The 21,713-nt window shown below is 56.7% G+C and carries 23 protein-coding genes; 10 read left to right on the top strand and 13 right to left on the bottom strand.

Annotation, left to right across the window (positions count from 1 at the left end; translation table 11 throughout):
- Positions 1-16 precede the first annotated feature (16 nt).
- Positions 17-1,900, bottom strand: a complete 1,884-nt coding sequence (locus ML541_RS00990; protein WP_243369889.1) for a tetratricopeptide repeat protein — start codon at positions 1,898-1,900, stop codon at positions 17-19.
- Between the two features lie 369 nt (positions 1,901-2,269).
- Here ML541_RS00990 and ML541_RS00985 point away from each other — a divergent pair, with 369 nt between their 5' ends.
- From ML541_RS00985 to thiL, 3 genes are read left to right on the top strand one after another with little or no spacing between them, the layout of a single operon-like run.
- The gene (locus ML541_RS00985) at positions 2,270-2,728 is read left to right on the top strand and encodes an Hsp20/alpha crystallin family protein (RefSeq protein WP_243369887.1); all 459 of its coding nucleotides are present in this window, start codon (positions 2,270-2,272) and stop codon (positions 2,726-2,728) included.
- Positions 2,718-5,171: an endopeptidase La gene (lon, locus tag ML541_RS00980; protein ID WP_243369886.1), complete on the top strand. Its 2,454-nt coding sequence runs from the start codon at positions 2,718-2,720 to the stop codon at positions 5,169-5,171. The genes ML541_RS00985 and lon overlap by 11 nt, the downstream gene beginning before the upstream one ends.
- The gene (gene thiL / locus ML541_RS00975; RefSeq protein ID WP_243369885.1) at positions 5,168-6,151 is read left to right on the top strand and encodes a thiamine-phosphate kinase; all 984 of its coding nucleotides are present in this window, start codon (positions 5,168-5,170) and stop codon (positions 6,149-6,151) included. Before lon ends, thiL begins: the two co-directional genes overlap by 4 nt.
- Positions 6,152-6,155: 4 nt before the next feature.
- Here the strand turns inward: thiL and ML541_RS00970 are convergent, their stop codons facing one another.
- Genes ML541_RS00970 through ML541_RS00960 form a run of 3 tightly spaced genes read right to left on the bottom strand, consistent with a single transcriptional unit; the run spans position 6,156 to position 7,462 of the window.
- A complete protein-coding gene (locus tag ML541_RS00970; RefSeq protein ID WP_243369884.1) occupies positions 6,156-6,557 on the bottom strand; it encodes a secondary thiamine-phosphate synthase enzyme YjbQ in 402 nt (133 codons plus the stop codon).
- A gap of 18 nt (positions 6,558-6,575) precedes the next feature.
- On the bottom strand, positions 6,576-6,965 hold the full coding sequence (locus tag ML541_RS00965; RefSeq protein WP_243369882.1) for a hypothetical protein: 390 nt from the start codon (positions 6,963-6,965) through the stop codon (positions 6,576-6,578).
- 29 nt (positions 6,966-6,994) lie between these two features.
- Positions 6,995-7,462, bottom strand: a complete 468-nt coding sequence (locus ML541_RS00960; RefSeq protein ID WP_243369881.1) for a tetratricopeptide repeat protein — start codon at positions 7,460-7,462, stop codon at positions 6,995-6,997.
- 210 nt (positions 7,463-7,672) lie between these two features.
- On the opposite strand from ML541_RS00960, the gene folK reads away from it, so the two are divergent.
- From folK to fsa, 3 genes are read left to right on the top strand one after another with little or no spacing between them, the layout of a single operon-like run.
- Positions 7,673-8,161, top strand: a complete 489-nt coding sequence (gene folK / locus ML541_RS00955) for a 2-amino-4-hydroxy-6-hydroxymethyldihydropteridine diphosphokinase (protein ID WP_243370389.1) — start codon at positions 7,673-7,675, stop codon at positions 8,159-8,161.
- A gap of 9 nt (positions 8,162-8,170) precedes the next feature.
- The gene (locus tag ML541_RS00950; RefSeq protein ID WP_243369878.1) at positions 8,171-8,440 is read left to right on the top strand and encodes a YHS domain-containing protein; all 270 of its coding nucleotides are present in this window, start codon (positions 8,171-8,173) and stop codon (positions 8,438-8,440) included.
- The gene (fsa, locus tag ML541_RS00945) at positions 8,437-9,081 is read left to right on the top strand and encodes a fructose-6-phosphate aldolase (RefSeq protein ID WP_243369876.1); all 645 of its coding nucleotides are present in this window, start codon (positions 8,437-8,439) and stop codon (positions 9,079-9,081) included. The genes ML541_RS00950 and fsa overlap by 4 nt, the downstream gene beginning before the upstream one ends.
- A gap of 82 nt (positions 9,082-9,163) precedes the next feature.
- On the opposite strand, the gene ML541_RS00940 is transcribed toward fsa, so the two are convergent.
- A complete protein-coding gene (locus tag ML541_RS00940; protein ID WP_243370388.1) occupies positions 9,164-9,772 on the bottom strand; it encodes a DedA family protein in 609 nt (202 codons plus the stop codon).
- Between the two features lie 84 nt (positions 9,773-9,856).
- Between ML541_RS00940 and ML541_RS00935 the strand changes: the two genes are divergently transcribed.
- The 4 genes from ML541_RS00935 to ttcA all read left to right on the top strand — a co-directional run bounded on the left by ML541_RS00935 (position 9,857) and on the right by ttcA (position 13,602).
- Positions 9,857-11,671 (top strand): bifunctional homocysteine S-methyltransferase/methylenetetrahydrofolate reductase, encoded by a 1,815-nt coding sequence (locus tag ML541_RS00935; protein ID WP_243369874.1) that lies wholly within the window; start codon positions 9,857-9,859, stop codon positions 11,669-11,671.
- Positions 11,672-11,681: 10 nt separating this feature from the next.
- The gene (locus ML541_RS00930; protein WP_243369872.1) at positions 11,682-12,092 is read left to right on the top strand and encodes a hypothetical protein; all 411 of its coding nucleotides are present in this window, start codon (positions 11,682-11,684) and stop codon (positions 12,090-12,092) included.
- Between the two features lie 22 nt (positions 12,093-12,114).
- Positions 12,115-12,777, top strand: a complete 663-nt coding sequence (locus ML541_RS00925) for an NAD(P)/FAD-dependent oxidoreductase (RefSeq protein WP_243369869.1) — start codon at positions 12,115-12,117, stop codon at positions 12,775-12,777.
- Between the two features lie 66 nt (positions 12,778-12,843).
- Entirely contained in the window at positions 12,844-13,602 is a 759-nt protein-coding gene (gene ttcA, locus ML541_RS00920; RefSeq protein ID WP_243369868.1) for a tRNA 2-thiocytidine(32) synthetase TtcA, read from the top strand.
- 473 nt (positions 13,603-14,075) lie between these two features.
- On the opposite strand, the gene ML541_RS00915 is transcribed toward ttcA, so the two are convergent.
- The 8 genes from ML541_RS00915 to ML541_RS00880 form a co-directional block, all read right to left on the bottom strand.
- Positions 14,076-14,495, bottom strand: a complete 420-nt coding sequence (locus tag ML541_RS00915; protein WP_243369867.1) for a TraR/DksA C4-type zinc finger protein — start codon at positions 14,493-14,495, stop codon at positions 14,076-14,078.
- 109 nt (positions 14,496-14,604) lie between these two features.
- Positions 14,605-15,951 carry a 30S ribosomal protein S12 methylthiotransferase RimO gene (gene rimO, locus ML541_RS00910; protein WP_243369865.1) on the bottom strand — a complete coding sequence of 449 codons (1,347 nt, stop codon included), beginning with the start codon at positions 15,949-15,951 and terminating at the stop codon, positions 14,605-14,607.
- A gap of 108 nt (positions 15,952-16,059) precedes the next feature.
- Positions 16,060-16,545, bottom strand: a complete 486-nt coding sequence (locus ML541_RS00905; protein WP_243369863.1) for a YajQ family cyclic di-GMP-binding protein — start codon at positions 16,543-16,545, stop codon at positions 16,060-16,062.
- A 31-nt stretch (positions 16,546-16,576) separates the two neighbouring features.
- A complete protein-coding gene (locus tag ML541_RS00900) occupies positions 16,577-17,305 on the bottom strand; it encodes an outer membrane lipoprotein carrier protein LolA (protein WP_279342291.1) in 729 nt (242 codons plus the stop codon).
- Positions 17,306-17,401: 96 nt separating this feature from the next.
- A complete protein-coding gene (locus tag ML541_RS00895; RefSeq protein WP_243369862.1) occupies positions 17,402-18,190 on the bottom strand; it encodes an outer membrane lipoprotein carrier protein LolA in 789 nt (262 codons plus the stop codon).
- A 146-nt stretch (positions 18,191-18,336) separates the two neighbouring features.
- On the bottom strand, positions 18,337-19,938 hold the full coding sequence (locus ML541_RS00890) for a chemotaxis protein CheA (RefSeq protein WP_243369861.1): 1,602 nt from the start codon (positions 19,936-19,938) through the stop codon (positions 18,337-18,339).
- A gap of 36 nt (positions 19,939-19,974) precedes the next feature.
- Entirely contained in the window at positions 19,975-20,403 is a 429-nt protein-coding gene (locus ML541_RS00885) for a chemotaxis protein CheW (protein ID WP_243369860.1), read from the bottom strand.
- Positions 20,400-21,680, bottom strand: coding sequence for a methyl-accepting chemotaxis protein (locus ML541_RS00880; protein ID WP_243369858.1), 1,281 nt, complete (start codon positions 21,678-21,680; stop codon positions 20,400-20,402). The genes ML541_RS00885 and ML541_RS00880 overlap by 4 nt, the downstream gene beginning before the upstream one ends.
- Between the last annotated feature and the right edge of the window lie 33 nt (positions 21,681-21,713).

Raw genomic sequence — 21,713 nt, 5'->3', positions numbered from 1 at the left:
ATTTCGACTCAGGCACTCAGTGCCTGGATTTTTTCGTCTTGGTCTTTCCGGACCGGCTCTTTCCGCTCTTCCTGGCCGATTTGCTCTTCTTCGACTTGTGACTTCGCTTTTTGTACTTTTTGGGTTCGGGTGACATCTCATCCTTGATGTTGCTGAGGAGCACCGTGGTTTCTTCAAGCTCCGGATCGGCTTTTTTCGCCGCCTCCAAAGCCTCCTTTGCTTCGGTTATGCGGCCGCTCTTCATGTAAGCCCTGCCCAGCGCATTCAGCGCCTTTGCATGGTCTGCCTTGAGCACCGTCGCTTCTTTGTACTGATCTATTGCGGCTGGATAGTCTTTCTTGAACTCATACATGAGCCCCAGCTTGTAATGGCTGTTGGGGTCCTTCGGGTTGAGCTCCACTCCTTCCTTGAGCAGATCGATCAGTTCATCATACTTCTTGCCTTTCACATAGATCGAGGTGAGGGCCGTGCGGGCATCATTATCGTCCTTTTTCACCTTCAGGACGGCCTGATACTCCTTTGCCGCTTCGTCGTTCTGGTTCTTCTTCCGGTAGAGCAGGGCAAGTTCCCGATGCGCTTCGATATTGCCCGGTTCAAGCTTTGTCGCCTCCAGGTATTCCGTTATTGCCGGTGCATAATCTTTGCTGCTCACATAGACCCGTGCCAGCTTCAGATGGACTGCGGCGTCGTCGCTTTTCAATTTTAGCAAGGCACGGTACTGTTCAATAGCCTGTGGATAGCTGCCCCGCTGGGTATAGATGTCCGCCAGCCTGCGCCGTGCATCCAGATTATCGGCGACGGCGGAAAGGTATTGGCGGTACTCCACCACCGCCTCGTCGAGGAGTGCCTGGCGCTCATAGAGCAGGCCCAGCTTGTAATGGATGGCGTCGTCTTTGGCCTTGAGCCGTACCGCTTCCTTGTAATAGGTTATGGCGTCGTCGTCATTGTCGACGGCCATGGATGCGTCTCCCAGTTTCTGCAGGACCTCAGGCCAATCGGGCTTCTCCTTGAGAGCCGCTTTGTACTCGTCGATAGCCTTGGGAAATTCCTTTGCAGCCATGAAAGCATCTCCCTGGCGCAGGTGGTCAGGCCGCGCCGCCGTCTCCGTCTTGACCTGCACGCCTGCTAGGAGCGATTCATATTCGGCGCTTTTCTTGTCCCCTTTTTTATCGTAGGCCTCTGCCAAAAGCCGGTGAATTTCCTTGTTGCCGGGATCGACAGCCTGGGCTTTTTTCAGTTGGTCTATGGCCTTGTCAAAATCGTTTCTGCTGCTGTTGATTGCCGCTATACCCATTCTTGCCCGGGTGTTTCCCGACTCCGCCACAAGTATTTTGTTGAATTCCTCTTCGGCACTGTTCGGCAATCCGGAATTCAGGTAGACATCGGCGATATCGGCATGCAGCCCGGTGTCGGCGGGCATTTGTGCAAGTGCTTCGTTATAGTGGTAAAGGGCGAGGGAGTAGAGTTTTTTATCGGAAAAGATCTTGCCGAGAGCTTTATGGTAAATGCCGCTGGAATGGTTTTTAGTTGCCTTGGTCAGCTCGACTACCGCATCGTCTTCCTGTTTTTTCTTCAGATATGCAAGACCCAAATTGCCATTGGCAGCGGCAAAATCAGAGTCTTCCCTGAGCGACTCCTGGTATTCGGCGATTGCCTTGTCCAGAGCGCCGTTCCGTTCGAAGTTGAGTGCCCTGGCGAAATGGACCGCCGCACCTTCCGGGCAGAGTTCGGCGATTTTTGCTTCAGAGTCGCCGCGTGAGGCATCATCCTTGATCTCGTTCAGCTCCGTGGCCAGTTTTTTCGCCTCGGTGCATTTGTCTTTGATGCCGAACCCCCAGTCGAAACCGCAGAGGAAGACCGGTGCGAATGCGATTATCATTATAGTCGAATATTTTTTCATGCGCCCTCACATCTCATTATATTTCCAGTGCCGGCAAGCCACCATCTGGCAATTTGCCGGCCGGATGCCCCGTGGCCGGCCCGTATTTGTCGGGAGGCTGGCCACTGTCCGCAAAGCGGGGTGATTATACACGCGGGTGTTCCATAATTCAATTCATAAGAGTTGAATCCGGGAGGGACAGCCTGTTGGAGAAAGGAATGGCGGTTCTTTGCCGCCGAAGCAGGCCGGATGGCGGCGCCGCAAGGGCGGATTGGCTTGACTTTCGCGGCAAAGATGGTTAAATCAACAAAATCGTCCGTGCCGTTGAAGCGAACGAAAAGGGTGTCGGGTGGCCTTTCCGGCCATGTAATCGAAATATCTGGGGCAGTTATGGCGGTAATTCCACGATATCCGTTGGAATGGCTGAATTTTTTCCGACAGCAGATTGATGAAATTTTTTCCTACCTCTCGACCCTTGAAGGAACGGAAAGCAAGGAGTGCGAGTTTTCCCCCAGCGTGGACATTTTCGAGACCCCGGACTGTTATGTGGTGGAGTTTGATCTGCCGGGATTTGCCGGGGAAGATTTGTCACTGACCATATGTTGCAATACAATGGTGTTGAAAGGGATGAAAAGGGAAGATACCGGTGCTGCCGGCGCCAATTACCTGTGTATGGAACGCCAGTTCGGTCATTTTTGCCGGACCGTGGAGATCCCCCCTGCTGTGGATATGGATAGGGTCAAAGCCAGATACGAGAGAGGGGTGCTTGCCGTCGTTTTCCCCAGACTGCAGGACAAAAATACGCTGATCCGCGATATCCGGATTGAGGAGATTTTACATGGAAAATAAGCAGGAAAACGAAGAGCTGAACATACCGGACGTCCTGCCGCTTCTGCCCGTAAGGGATGTTGTCGTCTATCCTTACATGATCCTTCCCCTTTTCGTCGGGCGGGAAATATCCATCAATGCCGTCGATTCGGCGCTGTCCAAGGACAGGCTCATCTTTCTCGCGACCCAGAAGGACATGAGCGAGGAAGATCCTGCTCCGGAAATGATCTATGGTGTGGGGACCGTCGCCATGATCATGCGGATGCTGAAACTGCCTGACGGCAGGGTTAAAATTCTCGTCCAGGGCCTGACCAAAGGGCGGATTGTCGATTTCATGGAGCAGAAGCCCTTTTATTCTGTGCGTATCGAGCGCATCGTCGAGCCGCTGCTGCCGGAGAACACGCTTGAGACGGAAGCATTCATGCGTACCGTCAAGGAGCAATTGGCCAAGATCGTTTCATTGGGTAAAGTGGTTTCGCCCGAGGTCATGGTGATCGTCGAAAACATGCAGGAGGCGGGAAGCCTTGCCGACCTCATCGCCAGCAATATCGGCCTGAAGGTGGAGGAGGCCCAGGGACTCCTGGAGATCATCGATCCCATCGAGCGGCTGAAACGGGTTAACGACTATCTCAATAAGGAATTCGAACTCCTGAGCATGCAGGCACGGATCCAGTCCGCGGCCAAGGAGGAGATGGGTAAAAGCCAGCGGGAATACTACCTGCGGGAACAATTGCGGGCGATCCAGCAGGAGCTGGGGGAGACCGATGTCCGGAGTGAAGAGATCGCCGAGCTGCGCAAGGCCATCGCCAATGCCAGAATGCCGCAGAATGTGGAAAAAGAGGCATTGAAGCAGCTGGGACGCCTGGAACAGATGCATCCTGATGCTGCGGAATCGGGTATGCTGCGCACCTACCTGGACTGGCTGGTGGAACTTCCCTGGAGCAAATCCACCAGGGATTCACTGGAGATCAAGAAGGCGAAGGAAATCCTCGATGAAGACCATTATTTTCTGGAGAAGATCAAGGAGCGCATCCTGGAGTTCCTGGCGGTCCGCAAGCTGAAGAAGAAGATGAAAGGCCCGATCCTCTGCTTTGTGGGCCCTCCGGGGGTCGGCAAGACCTCCCTGGGTAAATCCATTGCCCGGGCCATGGGACGAAAATTCGTCCGCATTTCCCTTGGTGGCGTGCGGGACGAGGCGGAGATCAGGGGCCATCGCCGGACCTACGTGGGCGCCTTGCCGGGGCGCATCATCCAAGGCCTGAAACAGGCCGGGTCCAACAATCCCGTTTTTATGCTCGACGAGCTGGACAAGCTGGGTGCGGATTTCCGCGGCGACCCTTCTTCCGCACTGCTGGAGGTGCTCGATCCGGAGCAGAACCACTCCTTCTCCGACCACTACATCAATCTTCCCTTCAATCTGTCCGACGTCATGTTCATCGCCACGGCTAACCAGATCGACACGGTGCCCGGGCCCCTGCGCGACCGGATGGAGGTGATCAGTCTCTCCGGCTACACGGAAGAGGAAAAGCTGCAGATCGCCAAGCGTTACCTGGTGCCGCGGCAGACCAAGGAAAACGGTATCACGGATAAGGTAATCACCTTCTCCGATGAGGCACTGAAGACGATCATCTCCAAATATACCCGCGAGGCAGGACTCCGAAACCTGGAGCGTGAAATCGGCTCTGTCTGCCGTAAGGTGGCGAGGCGGGTCGCGGAGGGGGAGAAACGGCAGTTCCTGATCAATGCCGCAACCGTTGCCAAATACCTGGGACCGCCCCGATTCATCCGCGAGGAGGAGATGAAGCAGAACGAAATCGGGGTCGTTACCGGTCTGGCCTGGACCCCCGTGGGGGGGGAAGTCCTCTTCATCGAAGCGACGATCATGAAAGGAAAGGGGGGACTATCCCTAACCGGCCAGCTGGGAGACGTGATGAAGGAGTCGGTCCAGGCGGCTCTCTCCTACATTCGCACTCGTGCCGCGGAATTGCACTTGGCGGAGGATTTCTATGGCGCCATGGATATTCACGTTCATGTCCCTGCCGGAGCCATACCCAAGGATGGCCCGTCGGCCGGCGTCACTATGGCCACCGCCCTGGTTTCGGCGCTGACCAAGACTCCGGTCAAAAAGGATGTGGCCATGACCGGCGAGATTACCCTGCGGGGTAAAGTTCTTCCCATCGGCGGGCTCAAGGAGAAGATCCTCGCTGCCATCCGGCTCGGCATCGTTACCATTATCATTCCTGAGCAGAATCGCAAGGATCTTGAAGACGTCCCTCGCCATATCCTGAAGAAGGTCAAGATCGTCTTCGCCGGTACCATCGACGATGTGCTCAAGGTTGCCCTGGAAAAATATCCGCCTACCCCCCCGGGAACGCCGAAGACCATTCCTCCCAAGACCAAGGCGCATACGACGCGGGTTCTGGTCCCATCCCGCAAAGGGATTGTGGCGGGGGCGAAGGTGTGAGGTTACGCGACCTGGGCGAATTCGGTTTTATCAACCGGATTGCCGCTGCCATTGCAGAACAGCCGACTGTCCCCATCGGCATCGGTGATGATGCCGCCGCCGTTGAACCGGCACCCGGCCACCTGGCGCTGGTGACCTCCGACATGCTGGTGGAAGGAGTCCACTTCGACCTCACCCTGACCGATCCACTTAGGCTCGGCCGGAAATCGCTGGCGGTAAATCTCTCCGATCTGGCCGCCATGGGTGCCAAACCTCGCTATTACCTGCTTTCGCTGGCCGTACCCCAACAGTTGGAACTGGCGTTTCTCGACAGGTTCATGCACGGCATGATGGAGCGCGCAGACCAATTCGGCGTCACCCTGATCGGGGGGGATACCTGCTCGTCCAAAGGGGGACTGGCCATCTCTGTGACCGCCATCGGTGAACAGCTGCCTGGGCGGGTGGTAGGGCGTAGCGGCGCACAGCCGGGGGATCTGGTTTTTGTTACGGGAACTCTGGGCGATTCGGCCCTTGGCTTGGAGCTGCTGCGGCAGGGGGAGCGAGAGGGGCTGGCCGTTTCAAGACACCTTGATCCGGAACCGCGAGTGGCAGCCGGCATTGCCCTGGCAGAGGCGGGTCTGGCCACTTCCATGATCGATGTCAGTGACGGGCTGCTCGCTGACCTGGGGCATATCCTGGAGAAATCGGCTGTGGGAGCCCGGCTCGACCTGGCGAGCCTGCCTCTTTCCGATCAGTACCGGAAAGATGTTTCGAGTTTTACTGAGGACTTCTTCGCCCTTGCCCTGGGGGGCGGGGAGGATTACGAACTTGTCTTCACGGCGCCCCCACTGCTCAGGGAGCGTGTATTTTCCTGTCTGGATTCCTGTGGTGTCGCCGTTGCCGTGATCGGTGAAATTACTGCAGGGGATGGCCTTGCCATTATCGCTGCCGACGGTTCGGCGTATCAGCCGCGGCGGACGGGCTACAATCATTTTACCTGAACTGCTAACTGTCCCCGCTTATCTTGACCGCCACTCTTCTTTCCCGCGGTCCATCAAACTCCCAAAAGTAGATTGCCTGCCAAGTCCCGAGAACCAACCTGGAATTTTCCACGAAGATCGTTTTTGCCGTCCCGACGATGGATGATTTGATGTGTGCGTCCGAATTTCCCTCGGCATGGGTGAAGTAGGGATCGTTGGGGACCAGCTTGTCGAAGAAATTCACCATGTCCCGCTGCACGGCGGGGTCCGCTCCTTCATTGATGGTGATGCCCGCCGTGGTGTGGAGGACGAAAAGGTGACAAAGGCCATGGGTAATCTTCGAGACCCTTACCGCCTCCTGCACCTGTTCGGTAATGTTGATCAGCTCGGTTCTGCTGCGGCTCTTGACGGTGATATACCTGATCATTGGGCTCCTGGGGCTGCTTCAGCCGATGCCGATATCTTCAGGGTGAACGGTGGGAATAAGTTCTTGCTGGTGGGTACAGACGCTGATGAAGAGGCGGGCGATAAGGTCGTGCATGATGATGGTCTTTTTGTTGCCGCTTTTGGCGAAGGCGGACTTGATAGCCTTCTTCAATGCCTTGTCGCCACTCACCTCGATGAGAATGTCGATGGCATCCCCTTTGCCTACCAGGGCCATGGGGTCCGAGGTGGTATAGATGCCGCGCTCGGCGGCTATCTTGATTCCTTCCGCAGTCGGATTCAGGTCGGCCACGCCGATGATGTTTATGTAGGGGTATTTCAGCAATTCTTTCAGCATGGGGGTGCCGGTGCGCCCTCCGCCAACTAATGCAACACCTATTTTATCTGCCATGGAACCTCCTAGGGGAATAATCGACAGGTTCAGCGCAAGCCGGTTTTCTTCAGCAGGATGCCCAGATACTTGTTGATGGGGTTGCCGCGCCCAAGGAACGGGAGCAGCGGTTCTTTTCTGCTGCCCAGACGTTCCAGTTCCCGTGTTATGTCCGGGTCTTTTGCGTTTCGCAGCCCCATGCGGAAAATCCTGATCGCTTCCTTTTTCTGTCCCGCCAGCAGGTGAATCCTGCCAAGGAAGAGATAATGCTCCGAATTGCGGGGGTCATACTTGATGGCTTCCTTGCACAGGGAAATGGCTTTGGCGAAGTACCTCTTCTCTTTTGCCAGGCAAAGGCCGAGGCGCGACAGGGCTGCCGGGCTCCGTTCCAGTGCAATGGCTTTTTCGAAGCACTTCATGGCGGACAAAAAGATTCCGGTCTTGAAGGCTTCGAGTCCCTTTTCGTAAAGTGCCTTGGGGTCCTGCTCGCTGCTTTCTTCCGTGCCGCCTGATTTCATCGTGCTTTCCCATGGACCGGAATTAAACTGCCGCGACAAACGTTCTAAAATATACTCAAAATTCGTCTCCATTACAATGTCAAAAAAGACAAAAAAGGGCGCAGCCGTTGGCGGAAGACGGGCGATCACGAGAACGAAGCGGGATGGGCGGCATTTTATACCCGCGCCCGCGGGGTTGAAAAAAGGGAAGAATTGTGTTCTAATCGCCAAGTGCAAGTGACGGCATACATAGCTCTCGGATCAAACCAGGGAGACCGGGAGCTGAACCTGTTGCGCGGGGTGGCCGAGCTGGGCAAGCTTCCCCGAACCCGTGTCACGGCTCTTTCCGCTTTTTACGAAACCGAGCCGGTCGGCGGAATTCCACAGGCCGACTTCTACAACGCCGTCGCCCAGATAAACACCGAATTGTCCCCCCTTCACCTTCTTGACGAGCTTCAGCGCATCGAGTCCGGCATTTTCAAGAGAACGAAAGACCTGCACTGGGGACCCCGGCCAATGGACCTGGACATCCTTTTTTACAATGATGCCGTCATCACCGGAGAACGACTGACTATACCCCATCCGCGGCTTCATGAACGGCGCTTCGTCCTGCAACCTCTTGCCGAAATAGCCCCCGACCTTGTGCACCCCTTGCTGCACAAGTCAGTCGCTCAATTGCTAGCCACCCTCACTTCGTCGGAGCGGGTGGAAAAACTATAGGAGGATACGTTGGCAAAGCTGCTGGTGCTGATCCTCGTGGGATATGCGATCTACCGGATGTTCAAGGGACGTCCTGAGTTGAAGGAGGTGCACCGGGATGCGGACCGGGAGGAAGAAACCTTCAGGGACCCGGTCTGCGGCACCTATGTGACAAGGGAGGATGCCGTCATCGGCAATTTGGAGGGGCGGAAGCTTCACTTCTGCTCCATGTCCTGCCTGGAAAAATTCCGCGAGCAGTTGGAAACTGCAGAAAAAAACAGTATCGGAGGAGAAAAATGAAGTTTTTTATCGACACTGCAGATGTGAAGGAGATACGCGAGGCCCATGCCCTGGGTGTGGTGGACGGTGTTACCACCAATCCGTCTCTCATTGCCAAATCGGGCCGCAAATTTGCGGATGTCATCAAGGAAATAACGGAGATCGTCGACGGTCCCATCTCTGCAGAGGTGGTATCCCTGGATCATGCCGGGATGATCAGGGAAGCTGAGGAACTGGTCAAGATCCACGAGAACATCGTTATCAAGCTTCCCATGACCCCCGAGGGGCTCAAGGCGGCCAAGACCCTGTCGGAAAAGGGAATCAAGACCAACGTCACCTTGATTTTCACCCCCATGCAGGCACTTTTGGCGGCAAAGGCCGGTGCCACCTACGTATCCCCCTTTGTCGGCCGTCTGGACGACATTTCCCAGGACGGCATGGGGATCATCGAGGAGATCCGCACCATCTTCGATAACTACGGCTATACTACGGAAATCATCGTTGCCAGCGTCAGGAATCCGATCCACGTCTTGAACTCGGCCCTGATCGGCGCCGATGTGGCGACCATCCCCTATTCGGTTATCATGCAGCTGGCAAAACATCCCCTGACCGATGCCGGCATCAAGAAATTCCTCGAGGACTGGGAAAAGGTCCCCAAATAGCAGGATAAGCCATCAAATGCAAAGCCCCGGCGGGACAACCTGCCGGGGCTTTCTTGTTTTTCTCTGCAGTTCTGGCAGCTTTTCAGGGGCTGGTAACGCTTCTCCGCTTGTGGCGCCAGACGTAAACAGCGATGAGCCCTGCGCTGAAGATGATTACGCCGATGACTGCCTGGTGAGAATATTCCATGATCAAAGCCTGGTTTTCACCGATGACGTAGCCGATAACGGTGAGGACCGTGCACCAGATGCCGGCGCCGAGCAGGGTGTAGGTGGCGAATTTGCCGTGGTTCATGCCGGCGAGCCCCGCAGGGAGGGAGATCAGATGGCGCACCACCGGCAGGAGACGGCCGATGAAGGTTGATATTTCGCCATGTTTATGGAAGAATGTCTCGACCTTGCCGAACTTCTCCTCGGTAATGCCCACGTATTTCCCGTACTTGAGGACCAGCGGCCTTCCCAGGTAATGTGCGGCGAAATAGTTGGCATAGGCACCAACAAGACTGCCGGCGGTGCCGCAGAGGATGGCGAGCCAGAGGTTCATTTTGCCCTCGACCGCCCAGTAGCCCGCCGGAGGCATGACCAGCTCGCTAGGGATGGGGATGATGGAGCTTTCCATGGCCATGAGCATGAAAATACCCGGATAGCCCAGCTTGAGTATGGTGGCTAGAAGCCAGTTGATCGCAGTGTGCAGCATGAAGAGACCTCGCATGGACTGGATTTGAGGGGGTTATTCTAGCACTCGACGGCAAAAATTCCAGTAAAACATGGATAACTCGTGAAATTTCTTGAAGCACTCCAGCAAGAAGTCCTGATTGGTGACGGCGCCACCGGCACCATGCTCTATGCAAAGGGGATAAGCCCAGACGCAAATTTCGAGCATCTCAACCTGGTCAAACCTTCGCTGGTGCTCGATCTCCACCGGGAATACGTGGCTGCCGGGGCGCGGGTTATCGAAACCAATACCTTCGGTGCCAATTTCCCCAAGCTGGACGCCATCGGTATCGGTGGCAAGCTCCGCGACATCAACGTCAAAGGTGCCCAGTTGGCCCGCCAGGCGGCCGGCGGTGCGGATGTACATGTTGCCGGGTCCATTGGTCCACTGATCGGCGGCAGGGGTGAAGAGAAGGTTCCGGGAGAGGACGAGATCCGCCGGATGTTCGCCGCCCAGGTTGATGCACTGGCCGAGGGGGGGGTGGACCTTTTTCTTCTGGAGACCTTCTCCGATCTGCGGCAGCTGGAAATAGGCGTGGAAGTGGCGAAACAGACCGGGCTGCCGGTTGTGGCCAATATGGCCTTCGGCGAGAACAGCCGAGTAGCGGGGGGCTTTCCGCTGGAGACCGTTGCCGGCCGGCTGGCTGCTGCCGGGGCCGATGTCATAGGCGCCAATTGCGGCGCAGGACCTCTGGAAATTTCCCGTACCGTCAAACTTCTGGCGGGCATTACTCTGCTTCCCATTGCCGTCTATCCCAACAGCGGCTTCCCCGAATACGTCAACGGCCGCTACCTCTACCGTGCCACCCCCGACTACTTCGCAGGTATGGCTGAGGAGATGGCTGCCGCGGGTGCCGTGCTCATCGGTGGCTGTTGCGGAACCACCCCCGACCATATTCGGGAAATCGCCAAAAGACTTAAAGGACGGAAGCCAACCCGACGCCAGGTGCAGGTAGCGGCCATTCCCGCCCACGTGGGGGAGCCTCGGCCGATTGCGGCCCCCGGTTTCCTGTCATCCTGGGGGGAAAAGATGGTGGTCACCGTCGAGCTGGACCCGCCGCGGGGGCTCGATTGCAGCACCGTCCTGACCGGCAGCCGCGTCCTCAAGGAAGCCGGAGCCGACGCCATCAACCTGGCGGAAAATCCCCTGGCACGGGTGCGGATGGGCAACATCGCCCTGGCAAACCTGATCCAGCGGGAAATCGGCATCGAGGTCATCGTTCATATCACCTGCCGGGACCGTAATCTCCTCGGCCTGCAATCGGATCTCATGGGGGCGAGCCTCCTGGGAATCCGCTCCATCCTGGCGGTAACCGGCGACCCGGCAAGCCTTGGCGAGCAGGCCGGCGCCTCCTCCGTTTTCGACCTCAACTCATTCACTCTTATCAAACTCCTTGACGGCCTGAATGGGGGGGTCAATGCCCTGGGCAATCCCCTCGGCAGTGGCACCGGCTTCACCATCGGCGCTGCCTTCAACCCCAACACGGCGCGCATGGATGTCCAGACCGGCAGGCTGGCGAAAAAGGTAGCCAACGGCGCCTGTTTCGCCCAAACCCAGCCCATTTACGACGTAAAGCGCCTGGACGAGATGCTGGAGCAGACGGCACACCTGAATATACCAATCCTACCCGGTGTGCTGCCGCTGGTCAGTGAACGCAATGCCGAGTTTCTCCATAACGAGGTGCCGGGTATCGTCATTCCCGATGAGATCCGGCTGCGCATGAAGGGGAAAGAAAAAGAGGACGGCGCGCGGGAGGGCTTGGCGATCGCCAGGGAGTTCATCGATGCCGTCCGCGGCAGGGTCGGAGGCTTTTATCTGATTCCCCCCTTCGGCAGGTACGGGATCGCTGCCGAACTGGTACGGTATATCAAGAGATAGGAGAATAATTATGTCATTTCGCTGCCGTATGGCCCTGCTGGCCGGATTGCTGCTTGTCTTCTCAGGCTGCACTTTAGATTACGTCGTCAAAGACAATTTCGAGAAGACTTCAAGGTCGTATGCCACAATGCTGCGCTGGCAGGAATTCGAGGGGGCTGTGGCCTTCGTGGATGCGCCGCTCCGCGATGATTACCGGAAACGGATCGAGTCGGCCCGTGAAATTCGGGTGCTGGACTCGCGGGTTCTCAGCAAAGATTGCGATGTGAATACGAAAAAGGGGGAGGTGGTCATGGAACTGGATTACACCATCAACCCTTCCATGACGGTGAAGACGGTTAGCGATCTGCAGAAGTGGCGCTATTTCGACGAAGGGGAAAAAAGGGGGTGGCGGCTGGAGTCGCTGCTTCCTGAGTTCAAATAAGAGAGCTTTGATTGGAGGATAGATGAAAAAAGACATTCCCGAAAAAGGGGCCATACTGCAGCGCGACCGGGAAACCTATGCCGTCGCCCCCCACATCCCCGGAGGAATAGTGGATACCGCCACTCTGCGCAAGATCTGCGACGTGGCGGATAAATATAAGGTCCAGGCGGTGAAGGTTACCTCGGCCCAACGCATTGCCCTGGTGGGCATCAAGGAAGAGGATCTGGATGGGGTCTGGGCCGATCTGGCCACGGCACCTGGTGCCGCCATCGGCCTCTGCGTGCGCAGCGTCAAAATCTGCCCGGGGACCAGCTTCTGCAAACGCGGAATCCAGGATTCCATATCCCTGGGGCTCAAACTGGACAAGATCTACCACGCCATGGAACTGCCCAATAAGCTGAAGATGGGGGTCTCTGGGTGCATGGTCTCCTGTGCCGAGCCGGCAATCAAGGACATTGGCATCATGGGCACCAACAAGGGGTGGCGGGTCATGGTCGGGGGCAATGCCGGTGCCCGGCCGCGCCTTGCCGACCTGCTGGTGGACAATGTGCCGACCGAGGAAGATGTCCTGGAGATCGTTGCCAAGATCATCGCCTGGTACAAGCAGTCCGCCAGCCAGAATCGCCTCGGCCGCATCATCGACGAGATGGGTATCGACCGCTTTCGTCAGGAAGTGCTGGGGTAGTTTCCCTGCTACGTTTGAATGGGAAGGGCGTTCCCATGGGGGCGCCCTTCCTTATTGGAGTTTTTTGTGGCACTGATAGAAGATGCATTATTCACAAGGATCAAGAACAGGGTCGGGCGCGCCATCGCCGAATACGGTCTGATCGAGGAAGGTGACCGCATTGCCGTGGGGGTTTCCGGGGGAAAAGACTCATATACGCTATTGCACATGCTGGATACCCTGAGAAAAAGGGCGCCGGTACACTATGAAATCGTCGCCATCAACATCGACTCGGGATATCCCGGTTTCCGGGCGGATATCATTGAGGAGCATCTCAGGGAAAACGGCTTTACCCTGCACATGGAAAAGACCGGCCATTACGGCATCATCAAGGAGAAACGCCGCCCCGACTCCTCCTATTGCTCAATCTGTGCGCGCCTGAAGCGTGGCGCCCTCTATGCCCTGGCGCGAGAGCATAACTGCAACAAGCTGGCCCTGGGGCACCACATGGATGATTTCATCGAGACCCTGCTCCTCAACCAGTTTTTCGTCGGTGCACTCAAGGCCATGGCGCCCGGAATGCTGGCCGACAACGGGGAGACGACAGTCATCAGGCCACTGGTCTATGTGGCTGAGGAGGACATCATCCAGTTTTCCCGCAATAACCGCTTCCCGGTGGTCTGCTGTTGTTGCCCGGTTTGCGGTTCCGCCGACCAGCAGCGAAGAAGGATGAAAGAGCTGCTGAAAGAGCTGGAAAAGGAAAACCCATACATCAAAAAGAGTCTCTTAAAGGCTCTCGCCAACGTGCAGCCGCGCCACCTTCTGGATAAGCGACTGCAATCCTGATGCGCCCGGAGTGATTCCTGCTGCGGCGCCTTCGCTCCTTTTTCACCGCATTCACCCGCTTCCAGTCCCTGATTTCATCAAGGGCGGCCAGATACCCGCAGTAAGCCACCGTCGCCGCTCCTGCCATGACGATAAGTTCCATTGTTGCCACCTCCGCGCTTTATAAAAAAGAGTATAGCGTGGGTGTGTGACACAATACGTCGTAATTGCGCTGCTGCCTCAGGGGAGGACTGCCGTGGCTTCGGGAGTGAGTGACAGAGCTACAGCGGCGAGCGGACACCCGCCGCATATGGAACGGAGAGGCAGCCGACCAATAAGCATCGTGCACTATTACGCGGGCGGCAGCGCAAGGTCCGCAGCTGTGGCGACGAACGAATGGACGAAGTCGCGGCAGTCCTCCTTCCTCCCATACTTCTCCATGCCGAACAAAAAGGGCGCCGTTTTGTGCGGCGCCCTTTTTGTTGCATGGTTTCTCAGGCTTCTTCTTCCTCGCCCAGAGCGATTTCCCGATAGGCTCGGTCTTCTTCGAAGCGTTTGGTCTGGGCCTGCAGCTTTTCGAGGTCTGATTTGCACTTGACGCAATAGCGGGCAAAGGGGACGATCTTCAGCCGGCCGATTGGAATCTCTTCCTCGCACTCTTCGCAGATGCCGTACTCCTCCTCTTCGATCTTCAGCAGAGCCTCATCGATATTGCGCAACTTCTCCCGTTCGCGGTCGTCCAGCAGAAGCCCCAGTTCGCGATCCCGCTCGCTGGATGCCTGATCGTATATGTCGCCGCTCGGTTCATTGGTAGTTACATCCGAACCCGATTTGAGAGATTTGCTGATTTCCTTGATGGTCTCTTCTTTCATTTTAAGGAGGATGGCTTTCATCTCATCCAGTTTATCAACCATAAATGCGCTCCATTCCTTGAGTTTCGCCGTAAAAGGCGTCGCAATAATACAGCAATAGTTTACTTTGTCAAGGGAAAAGCCTCGCTCTAAAATGCCGTCTTTAGGGGCTTTATGAAACTATTTCACCGATGAGATCGTAATCGGAGGAATCGGTGATCCTCAATTTGACAATGTCGCCGACCTGCGCATTTCCCGCCGTGATGTAAACCTGTCCGTCGATGTCAGGGGCCTGTCGCGACGAACGGCCTTTCAGCAGGAGTTCGGTTTCCTCGCTGTATCCTTCGATGAGCACTTTTTCTTCCGTATCGACCAGGCTGCGGTTATGCTTAAATGAAACCCGCGCCTGGGTTCGCATCAACTTCTTGTACCGTTCCCGTTTGATCCGCTCGGAAACCTGCTCGGCCATTGCTGCGGCAGGCGTTCCCTCTTCCCGGGAGTAGCAGAACACTCCCATGCGATCGAAGCGGGTCTCTTCTACAAACTGAACCAGTTTCTTGAAATCTTCGTCCGTTTCACCGGGAAAGCCGACAATGAACGAGGTCCTGATGGCGATCCCGGGCACCTCACTCCTTAGTTTGCCGATGAGCTCCCTGATCTCGGCTTCGCTGCTCCTCCGGTTCATCTGCTTCAGGATCGGATCGCTGATGTGCTGGAGGGGGATGTCCAGGTATTTGCACACCTTGTCCTCTTCCTTGATCAGTTGGATCAGACCCTCGCCGATGCCGTCGGGATAGGCATAGAGCAGGCGGATCCACTGCAATCCCTCCAGTTTCACCAGCGACCTGATCAGGACCTCCAGCGTCGCCCCTTCCTCCAGATCCTTTCCGTAGCCGGTAATGTCCTGGGCAATGAGATTGATCTCCTTGACCCCGTTGGCAACCAGCCCCCGGGCCTCCTTAAGGAGTGTGTCCAGGGGACGGGAGCGGAAAGAGCCCCGCAGGGAGGGAATGACACAGTAGGAACAGCAGTTGGAACAGCCTTCGGCGATCTTCAGATAGGCGGTGTAGTAAGGGGATGACTGTAACCGCGGCAGCTCGTCGTCATAGAGGAAATTGGGATCGCCCGTGTAGCACAGTTGTTCCGAAAGGCCCCGTTTCTCGGCAATGATCTCGGCAATACGGGGGTAGTCCCCGGTGCCGACAAAAATATCCACCTCCGGCAGCTCCTTGACCAGTTCTTCCTGATACCGCTGGGGCAGACAGCCGGTGACGATCAGCATCGTGCAGCGGGCGTCGTGCTTGCGGTCGGCCAGGTCCAGGATGGTGTCGATGCTCTCCTGCTTTGCCTCCTTGATAAAAGAACAGGTGTTGACAATAATGATGTCGGCCTCGTGCTCGTCGGTGGTGACTTCATACTGATCCCGGGACAGGTAGCCGAGCATCACCTCCGCGTCCACCAGGTTTTTCGGGCAGCCCAGGCTGACCAGGCTCACTTTTTCCTTACGGTTCGTACTCAAAAATTGCTCCTTTTTCAAATCCACCGGCGACCGTTGGCCGGCAGCCGGTAATGCCATAACATAGCGGACGGCAGGTGGCGTCGGATGGCCGAACGCCTCCTGTCAGCTTTACTGCCTGAAGTTGACGAACTGCAGGTCGATACCCAGGTCCTTCCCCTTGAGCAGCTGGATGATCTGCTGCAGGTCGTCGATGTTTTTTCCCGTCACCCGTACCTGGTCATCCTGGATCTGGCTCTGCACCTTCAGCTTTGTTTCTTTGATGACATTGTTGATCTCTTTGCCCTTTTCCTTGGAGACTCCCTGCTGAATGGTGATCATTTGGCGCACCATGCTGCCGGAGGCGTTTTCCACCTTGCCGTACTGCAAGGCCTTGGGGGAAATGCCGCGCTTGATGAACTTGGACTGCAGAATGTCGACGATTGCCTTGAGGCGGAAATCATCCTCAGTGAGGACCTTTACGGCATCCTTTTCCAGGGTGACCTCGCTCTTCGACCCCTTGAAGTCATAGCGCTGGGATATCTCCTTCACTGCCTGGTTTACCGCGTTGTCCACTTCCTGCATGTCAACCTTTGAAACAATATCGAATGACGGCATTGCTCCTCCTCTGAACAAAATTAAGCTGATTTCATCGGCCCTGGCCGGGAGTAACGACCTCCACCCCGCTCGGTACCTTAAAGTTGAACCTGTCGCTGCGCATGCCTCTGTTGGTCTTGACCTTGCTGAATTCGATGGCGGTGCGGTTGCCGAAGGAATCGAAAACGACCGAATAGGCAATGGGGAAGGGATCGGCAGGCCGCCCTTCCCTGATGAAGCTTTCCACCGCCTGCGGCTCGATGGCCAGCTGCAGCTTCGCCATTGCCCGGCTCGGCTTCCTGGGAATCAATTCCAGGAGGTAATTGCCTTTTTTGTCGCGGCCATCACCCATGAATCTGATGGTGAAATCCCGGGAGACGTGCCCCATGCCGGTCAGATAGTTGAGGGCCACCGAGTTGCCCCCTTCGAAGAGGGAGGCAACATCGGAGACCATGACCTGCCGGTTTTCCGGCAGATAATACCAGACCTTCCTGCCGTTGGAGACGATCTGCTGCTTCGGCTTGGAATAGTTGAAGCTGAACAGGGCCTGTCCGCCGCTCCCTTTTTTCAGGAACAGTTCTCCGGCGCCGCGCTCCTTGCGCTTCATGGAGGCGATTTCCGTCTGTTGGGAAAAGTCGGCCTGCAGGTCGTTCAGTGTCCGGTAGCCTTGTTCGAGCGTCTTGACCACCTCTGTCATGTCCGCCGCGACTGCTTGCGCCGGCAGAGCCGCTTGCATCAGCACCGGAAACATTGCCAGCAGAATGAAAAAATACCGTCCCATTTTTCCCTACCTCTCGGGGAATGTCTCCCCTTAAATTTACAAAGGCGACATTGGATGATGTCGCCTTTTTGTTCTGCACGGCCGAAACCTGTATTCCTACGGTGGCGAAGGTCTGACAACATCGACGCCGGCCGGAATGATGAACTCGAAAAGCTGGTCGGACATGATGGCGTTGGCCTTGATGTTGCTGAATTCCATTATAGTGGCATTTCCTTGATGATCAACCACCGTTGTGGAAAGTACGGGAAAAGCCAGATCGTGCCGGAGCGGATCGTTGATGACCCTGGTTATGTCCCGGTTGTTTTGAACAAAGAGCAAAACCGCATCCCTGCGGACGAGGATGAACAGCTTGGCTATGGTTGCCGTGGCACGGCGCGGCGTCAGTTCCAGAATGTAATTCCCTTCCATATCCTGCCATTGGGACGGAGGAGTAATGAGGAAATCCTTGGAGATCCGCCCCAGCCCTTGGAGAAAATTGGAGGCCCGGTCCCGGTCCGGATTGAAGCGCGAAGGGTCGAAGACAAAGCTCACATCGCTCAGGAGCACCTTGCGGCTTTCTGGCAGATACATCCACATGGTCTTGCCGTTGCTGACGATTTCCTGGGTCGTGGGGCGGAAGTAGTCGAAACGGAACTTAAGCGGGTCCCCATCCGCTGCAGTCTTGAGAAACATCTGACCTTCGGCGCGCAGTTCCCGGTTTTCCCTGGCTATGGTCGAGCGCTGGAAAAAGTCGGCGGTCAGGGTGTTCAGGGCCCGGTAGGATTTCTCCACCGTATCGACCACATCCTGCAGCCCAACATTGATCTTGGCGGGAGTGCCGGCTTCGGCTGAGAATGCCGTCATGACAATCATCAGCGCTATAATGGATCGCAGCATCCTTCTCATAATTTCCTTCCCCATGAAAACAGCAAAATCCTATATCACATGAGTGTCAATATTGCCACAACTCTTTAGGCTCTGCAACCGACTTCAAGTGCTTCAAATGAAATTTCCATTATAAAAAAGCCGGCCTTGGTTATTTAAGGCATGGCTTAGAGGAGATTGGGGACGTCCAGGACGTAGATGATCTCCCCGTCCCCCAGGATAGCGGTCCCCAGCAGCCCTTTGAGCTTGGCAAGTGGCCTGCCCAGCGGCTTAATGTACAGCTCATGCTGGGATAGAAAGCGGTCCACCACGAGCCCCACCCTCTTTCCCCTGATTTCGCAGATGAGCAGGGATATCTCTCCCCCTGTTGCGGGGCCGGAAGGAATGCGCAAGATGCGGTTAAGGCTGAGAAGGGGAATGGTTTCCCCTTCCAGGACGAAGACGCGCATTTTTCCCTGCTTCAGGATCAGCTCCCGTTCCAGTTGCCGGGTCTGGATAATGGCCGCCACCGGCACTGCCACCTGCATTGGGCCGCAGTCCATGACGAGCGTATGCATGATTGCGATGCCTGCGGGGACAAGGAGGGAAAACTTGCTCCCTTTCCCCTGCTCCGTGTCGATGAGAAGTCTTCCTCCGAGGGGATGAAGCGCCGATTGCACCGCATCCATGCCGACTCCGCGCCCGGAGACTTCCGTAACTTCCCCGGCAGTGGAAAAACCGGGCAGGCAGATGAGCATAAGGGCATCGTGCCGCGATATGCGATCTGCGTCTTTGCCGGTTATCAGTCCCCGTTCCACTGCGGAGGATACCAGGCGGGCAGGGTCCATACCCTTGCCGTCATCCTCGACCATTATAATCACCTGGTCCTTTTCCCGGCGAACCGTAAGGTTTATGCTCCCCTTTGGCGGTTTGCCCGCCGCCCGGCGCTCCCCCGGAAGCTCGATGCCGTGATCGGCCGCATTGCGCAGGATGTGGAGCAATGGGTCCGTGACCTGCTCCAGGATGCCCCGGTCCAGTTCCACGTCACTGCCGGTGACTTCCAGGGCGATCTCCTTGCCCGTTCTTTTTGCCACGTCGCGTACGGCGCGGGAAAAGCCATCTCCGATCTGGGAAAAGGGGACCAGGCGGGCCTTCATGACCTGGTCTTGCAGGCCGCGCAACAGCCTGCTCAGCTCCAGACAGGCATTATCCAGGCCGGGATGACTGAGGCGGCTGCTGACGGCAAAAATTCTCGATTTATTGGTGACAAGTTCGCCGGTGATGTTGATCAGCGAATCGAGCAGGTCCGTCTTGACCCTGATGGTTTGCGGAGGGGCTGTTTCCAGGGGAATGGCATTGTTTTGTACCGCCGATGCCGGGGAGGCGGTGCCTGTAGCCGGCAAAGGCGCATGGCCGCCGGGGAAGGCAACGATCCTGCGGATCATATCCTCGATACTGCGGCTGCCGGTCACCTTTCGGTCCACATCGTCGATCATTGCCTGCAGGAGGTCGGCCCCTTCAAGGAAGAGGTCGGCGGCACGGCTGTCGAAGACTAGCGGCCCCTTGCGAAACCGGTCCATGAGGTCTTCCAGCCTGTGGGCCAGCTCAGATATCTCTCCGTATCCCATGGATGCCGCCATCCCCTTTATGGAGTGGGCGACGCGGAAAAGGGCATCCAGGGTGCCGCGATCCTCTGGGCAGTTTTCCAGGGCCAGTATGTGACCGGCGATGACGCGGAGGTGTTCTCGCGCCTCGGAGATGAAAAGCTCCCGGTAATGGGACATATCCATGGATCAGGCTCCCGTCATAGGGTGATCATTGCCCCCTCAGCCATTGATAGTAGCCTCCAGCCGCTGCAGCAGCCGGTCCAGGGCCAGCAAGCCGATCGTTTGTGTACCATCGGTGAAAATCCAGTCGCTCAACTCATCGTCGCTGGCCGGCTCCCGTTCCATGGCCTCGACCGAGGCAATGGAGAGGACGCCGTCAACCAGGATTGCCAGGTTGGCCAGACGGTCTTCCAGCACCAGGACCTTGCCGCCGGGGCTATAGCTGCCGCGCTTCACCATCAGTGATAGGTCCAGAACCGGTTTGATGGTGCCGTGGGAGTTCATGGCACCGACGAAATGGGCAGGGGCGCGGGGAATGGGGGATAGGGGCGGGAGTTCGACCACTTCCGCCAACTGATGGAGATCGATGGCGTAAGTGGAACCGGTTATTGTGAAAAGGAGAAAGCGGCTCGCCTTTTGTTCGCTCATGATGCGGCAGTTTCTCCGCCGGGAGTGCGAAATTGCTCCACGACCCGGAGCAGCGCTTCGGCCAGCTTGGTCAGCTCGAGGGTCGCCCGGACCATCTCCTGCATGGCGGCCGACTGTTCCACCGTCGCTGCCGATACCTGCCCGGTAGCAGCGGCGTTGTCTTCGGTAACCTTGGCAATCTCGTCGATCATGCCGACAATCTTGCCGGCGCCTTCCGTGTGCACCTGGGAAAGCTCGGCAATGCTGTTGGTCTTCCGTTCGGTTTCCATGACGGTGTTGAGGATGTCCCGGAAGGATTCCGCAGTCACATCGATATTCTTCTTGCCCGCTTCGATGTTTCTCGAACTGTCGGTAATTGTCTCGTAGACCCTGCGGCTCTCATCCTTGACCATGCCGATTAACTCGATGATGTCGGCGGCCGATTTTCCCGTGCCGTCGGCCAATTTACGCACCTCATCGGCGACGACGGCAAATCCCTTGCCGTATTCTCCCGCTTTGGCGGCCTCTATGGAGGCATTGAGGGCAAGCATGTTGGTCTGGCGGGCGATCTCGCCGATAAAGTCGGCTATTTTCCCCACCTGCAGCAACTTGGCATTCAGATCCATGAACTGCACACCGACCCGCTCCACGTCATCGAAGAAGAGCTTGACGCGCATCAGGGAATCCTTTGCCAGGTCTCCCCCCCTGTTGGCGGTCAGGCTGGTCTCCCTGGCGGCCTTGGAGGCCTCGTTGGCCCTTCTGGCGATCATCTCCATGGAGAGGGCCATTTCATGGATGACCCGGGAGCTTTTGGCAACCATCTCCGCCTGGGTTTCGGCTCCCCGTGAAATCTGCTCCACCGCCTTGGCCACTTCCTCCGTGGAAGCGTTTATTTCCAGGGCATTGGAGGAAATGGTCCGGGATGAGAAGGAAACCCGCTCCGACGTTTCCCGGATATGCCTGACCAGTTCGCGCAGGTTCTGCACCATCAGGTTGAGAGAGTTGGTAATATCGTTGGTTTCGTCGGTGAAGTAGGCATCCTTCAGTTCTATCTCCCTGGTCAGATCTCCCCTGCTGATGTCTTCCGTCGCCGCGGTAAGGAGGGAGATGTTCCTGGTAAAGCTCTTGGAGAAGAACCACCCGAGAATAAGGCCGATGGTAACGGCAACGGTGTAGGTGAGGATACTGGTTATCTCCGGTGAGTACCCCACCGTCCTCACCAAGTCAGGGACGAAGGCGACGGCGGCGACAACCGCCATGAAGCCCAGGATGAATTTGTAGCCCATGGGAATATGCACGATAATCTCCTTGGCGATGTTTCCGACAATTTC

Source organism: Geotalea sp. SG265, from assembly GCF_022808985.1.
GTDB lineage: Bacteria > Desulfobacterota > Desulfuromonadia > Geobacterales > Geobacteraceae > Geotalea.
Note: the sequence above shows the minus strand (reverse complement) of the source record. Positions and strands in the feature narration are given on the sequence as shown.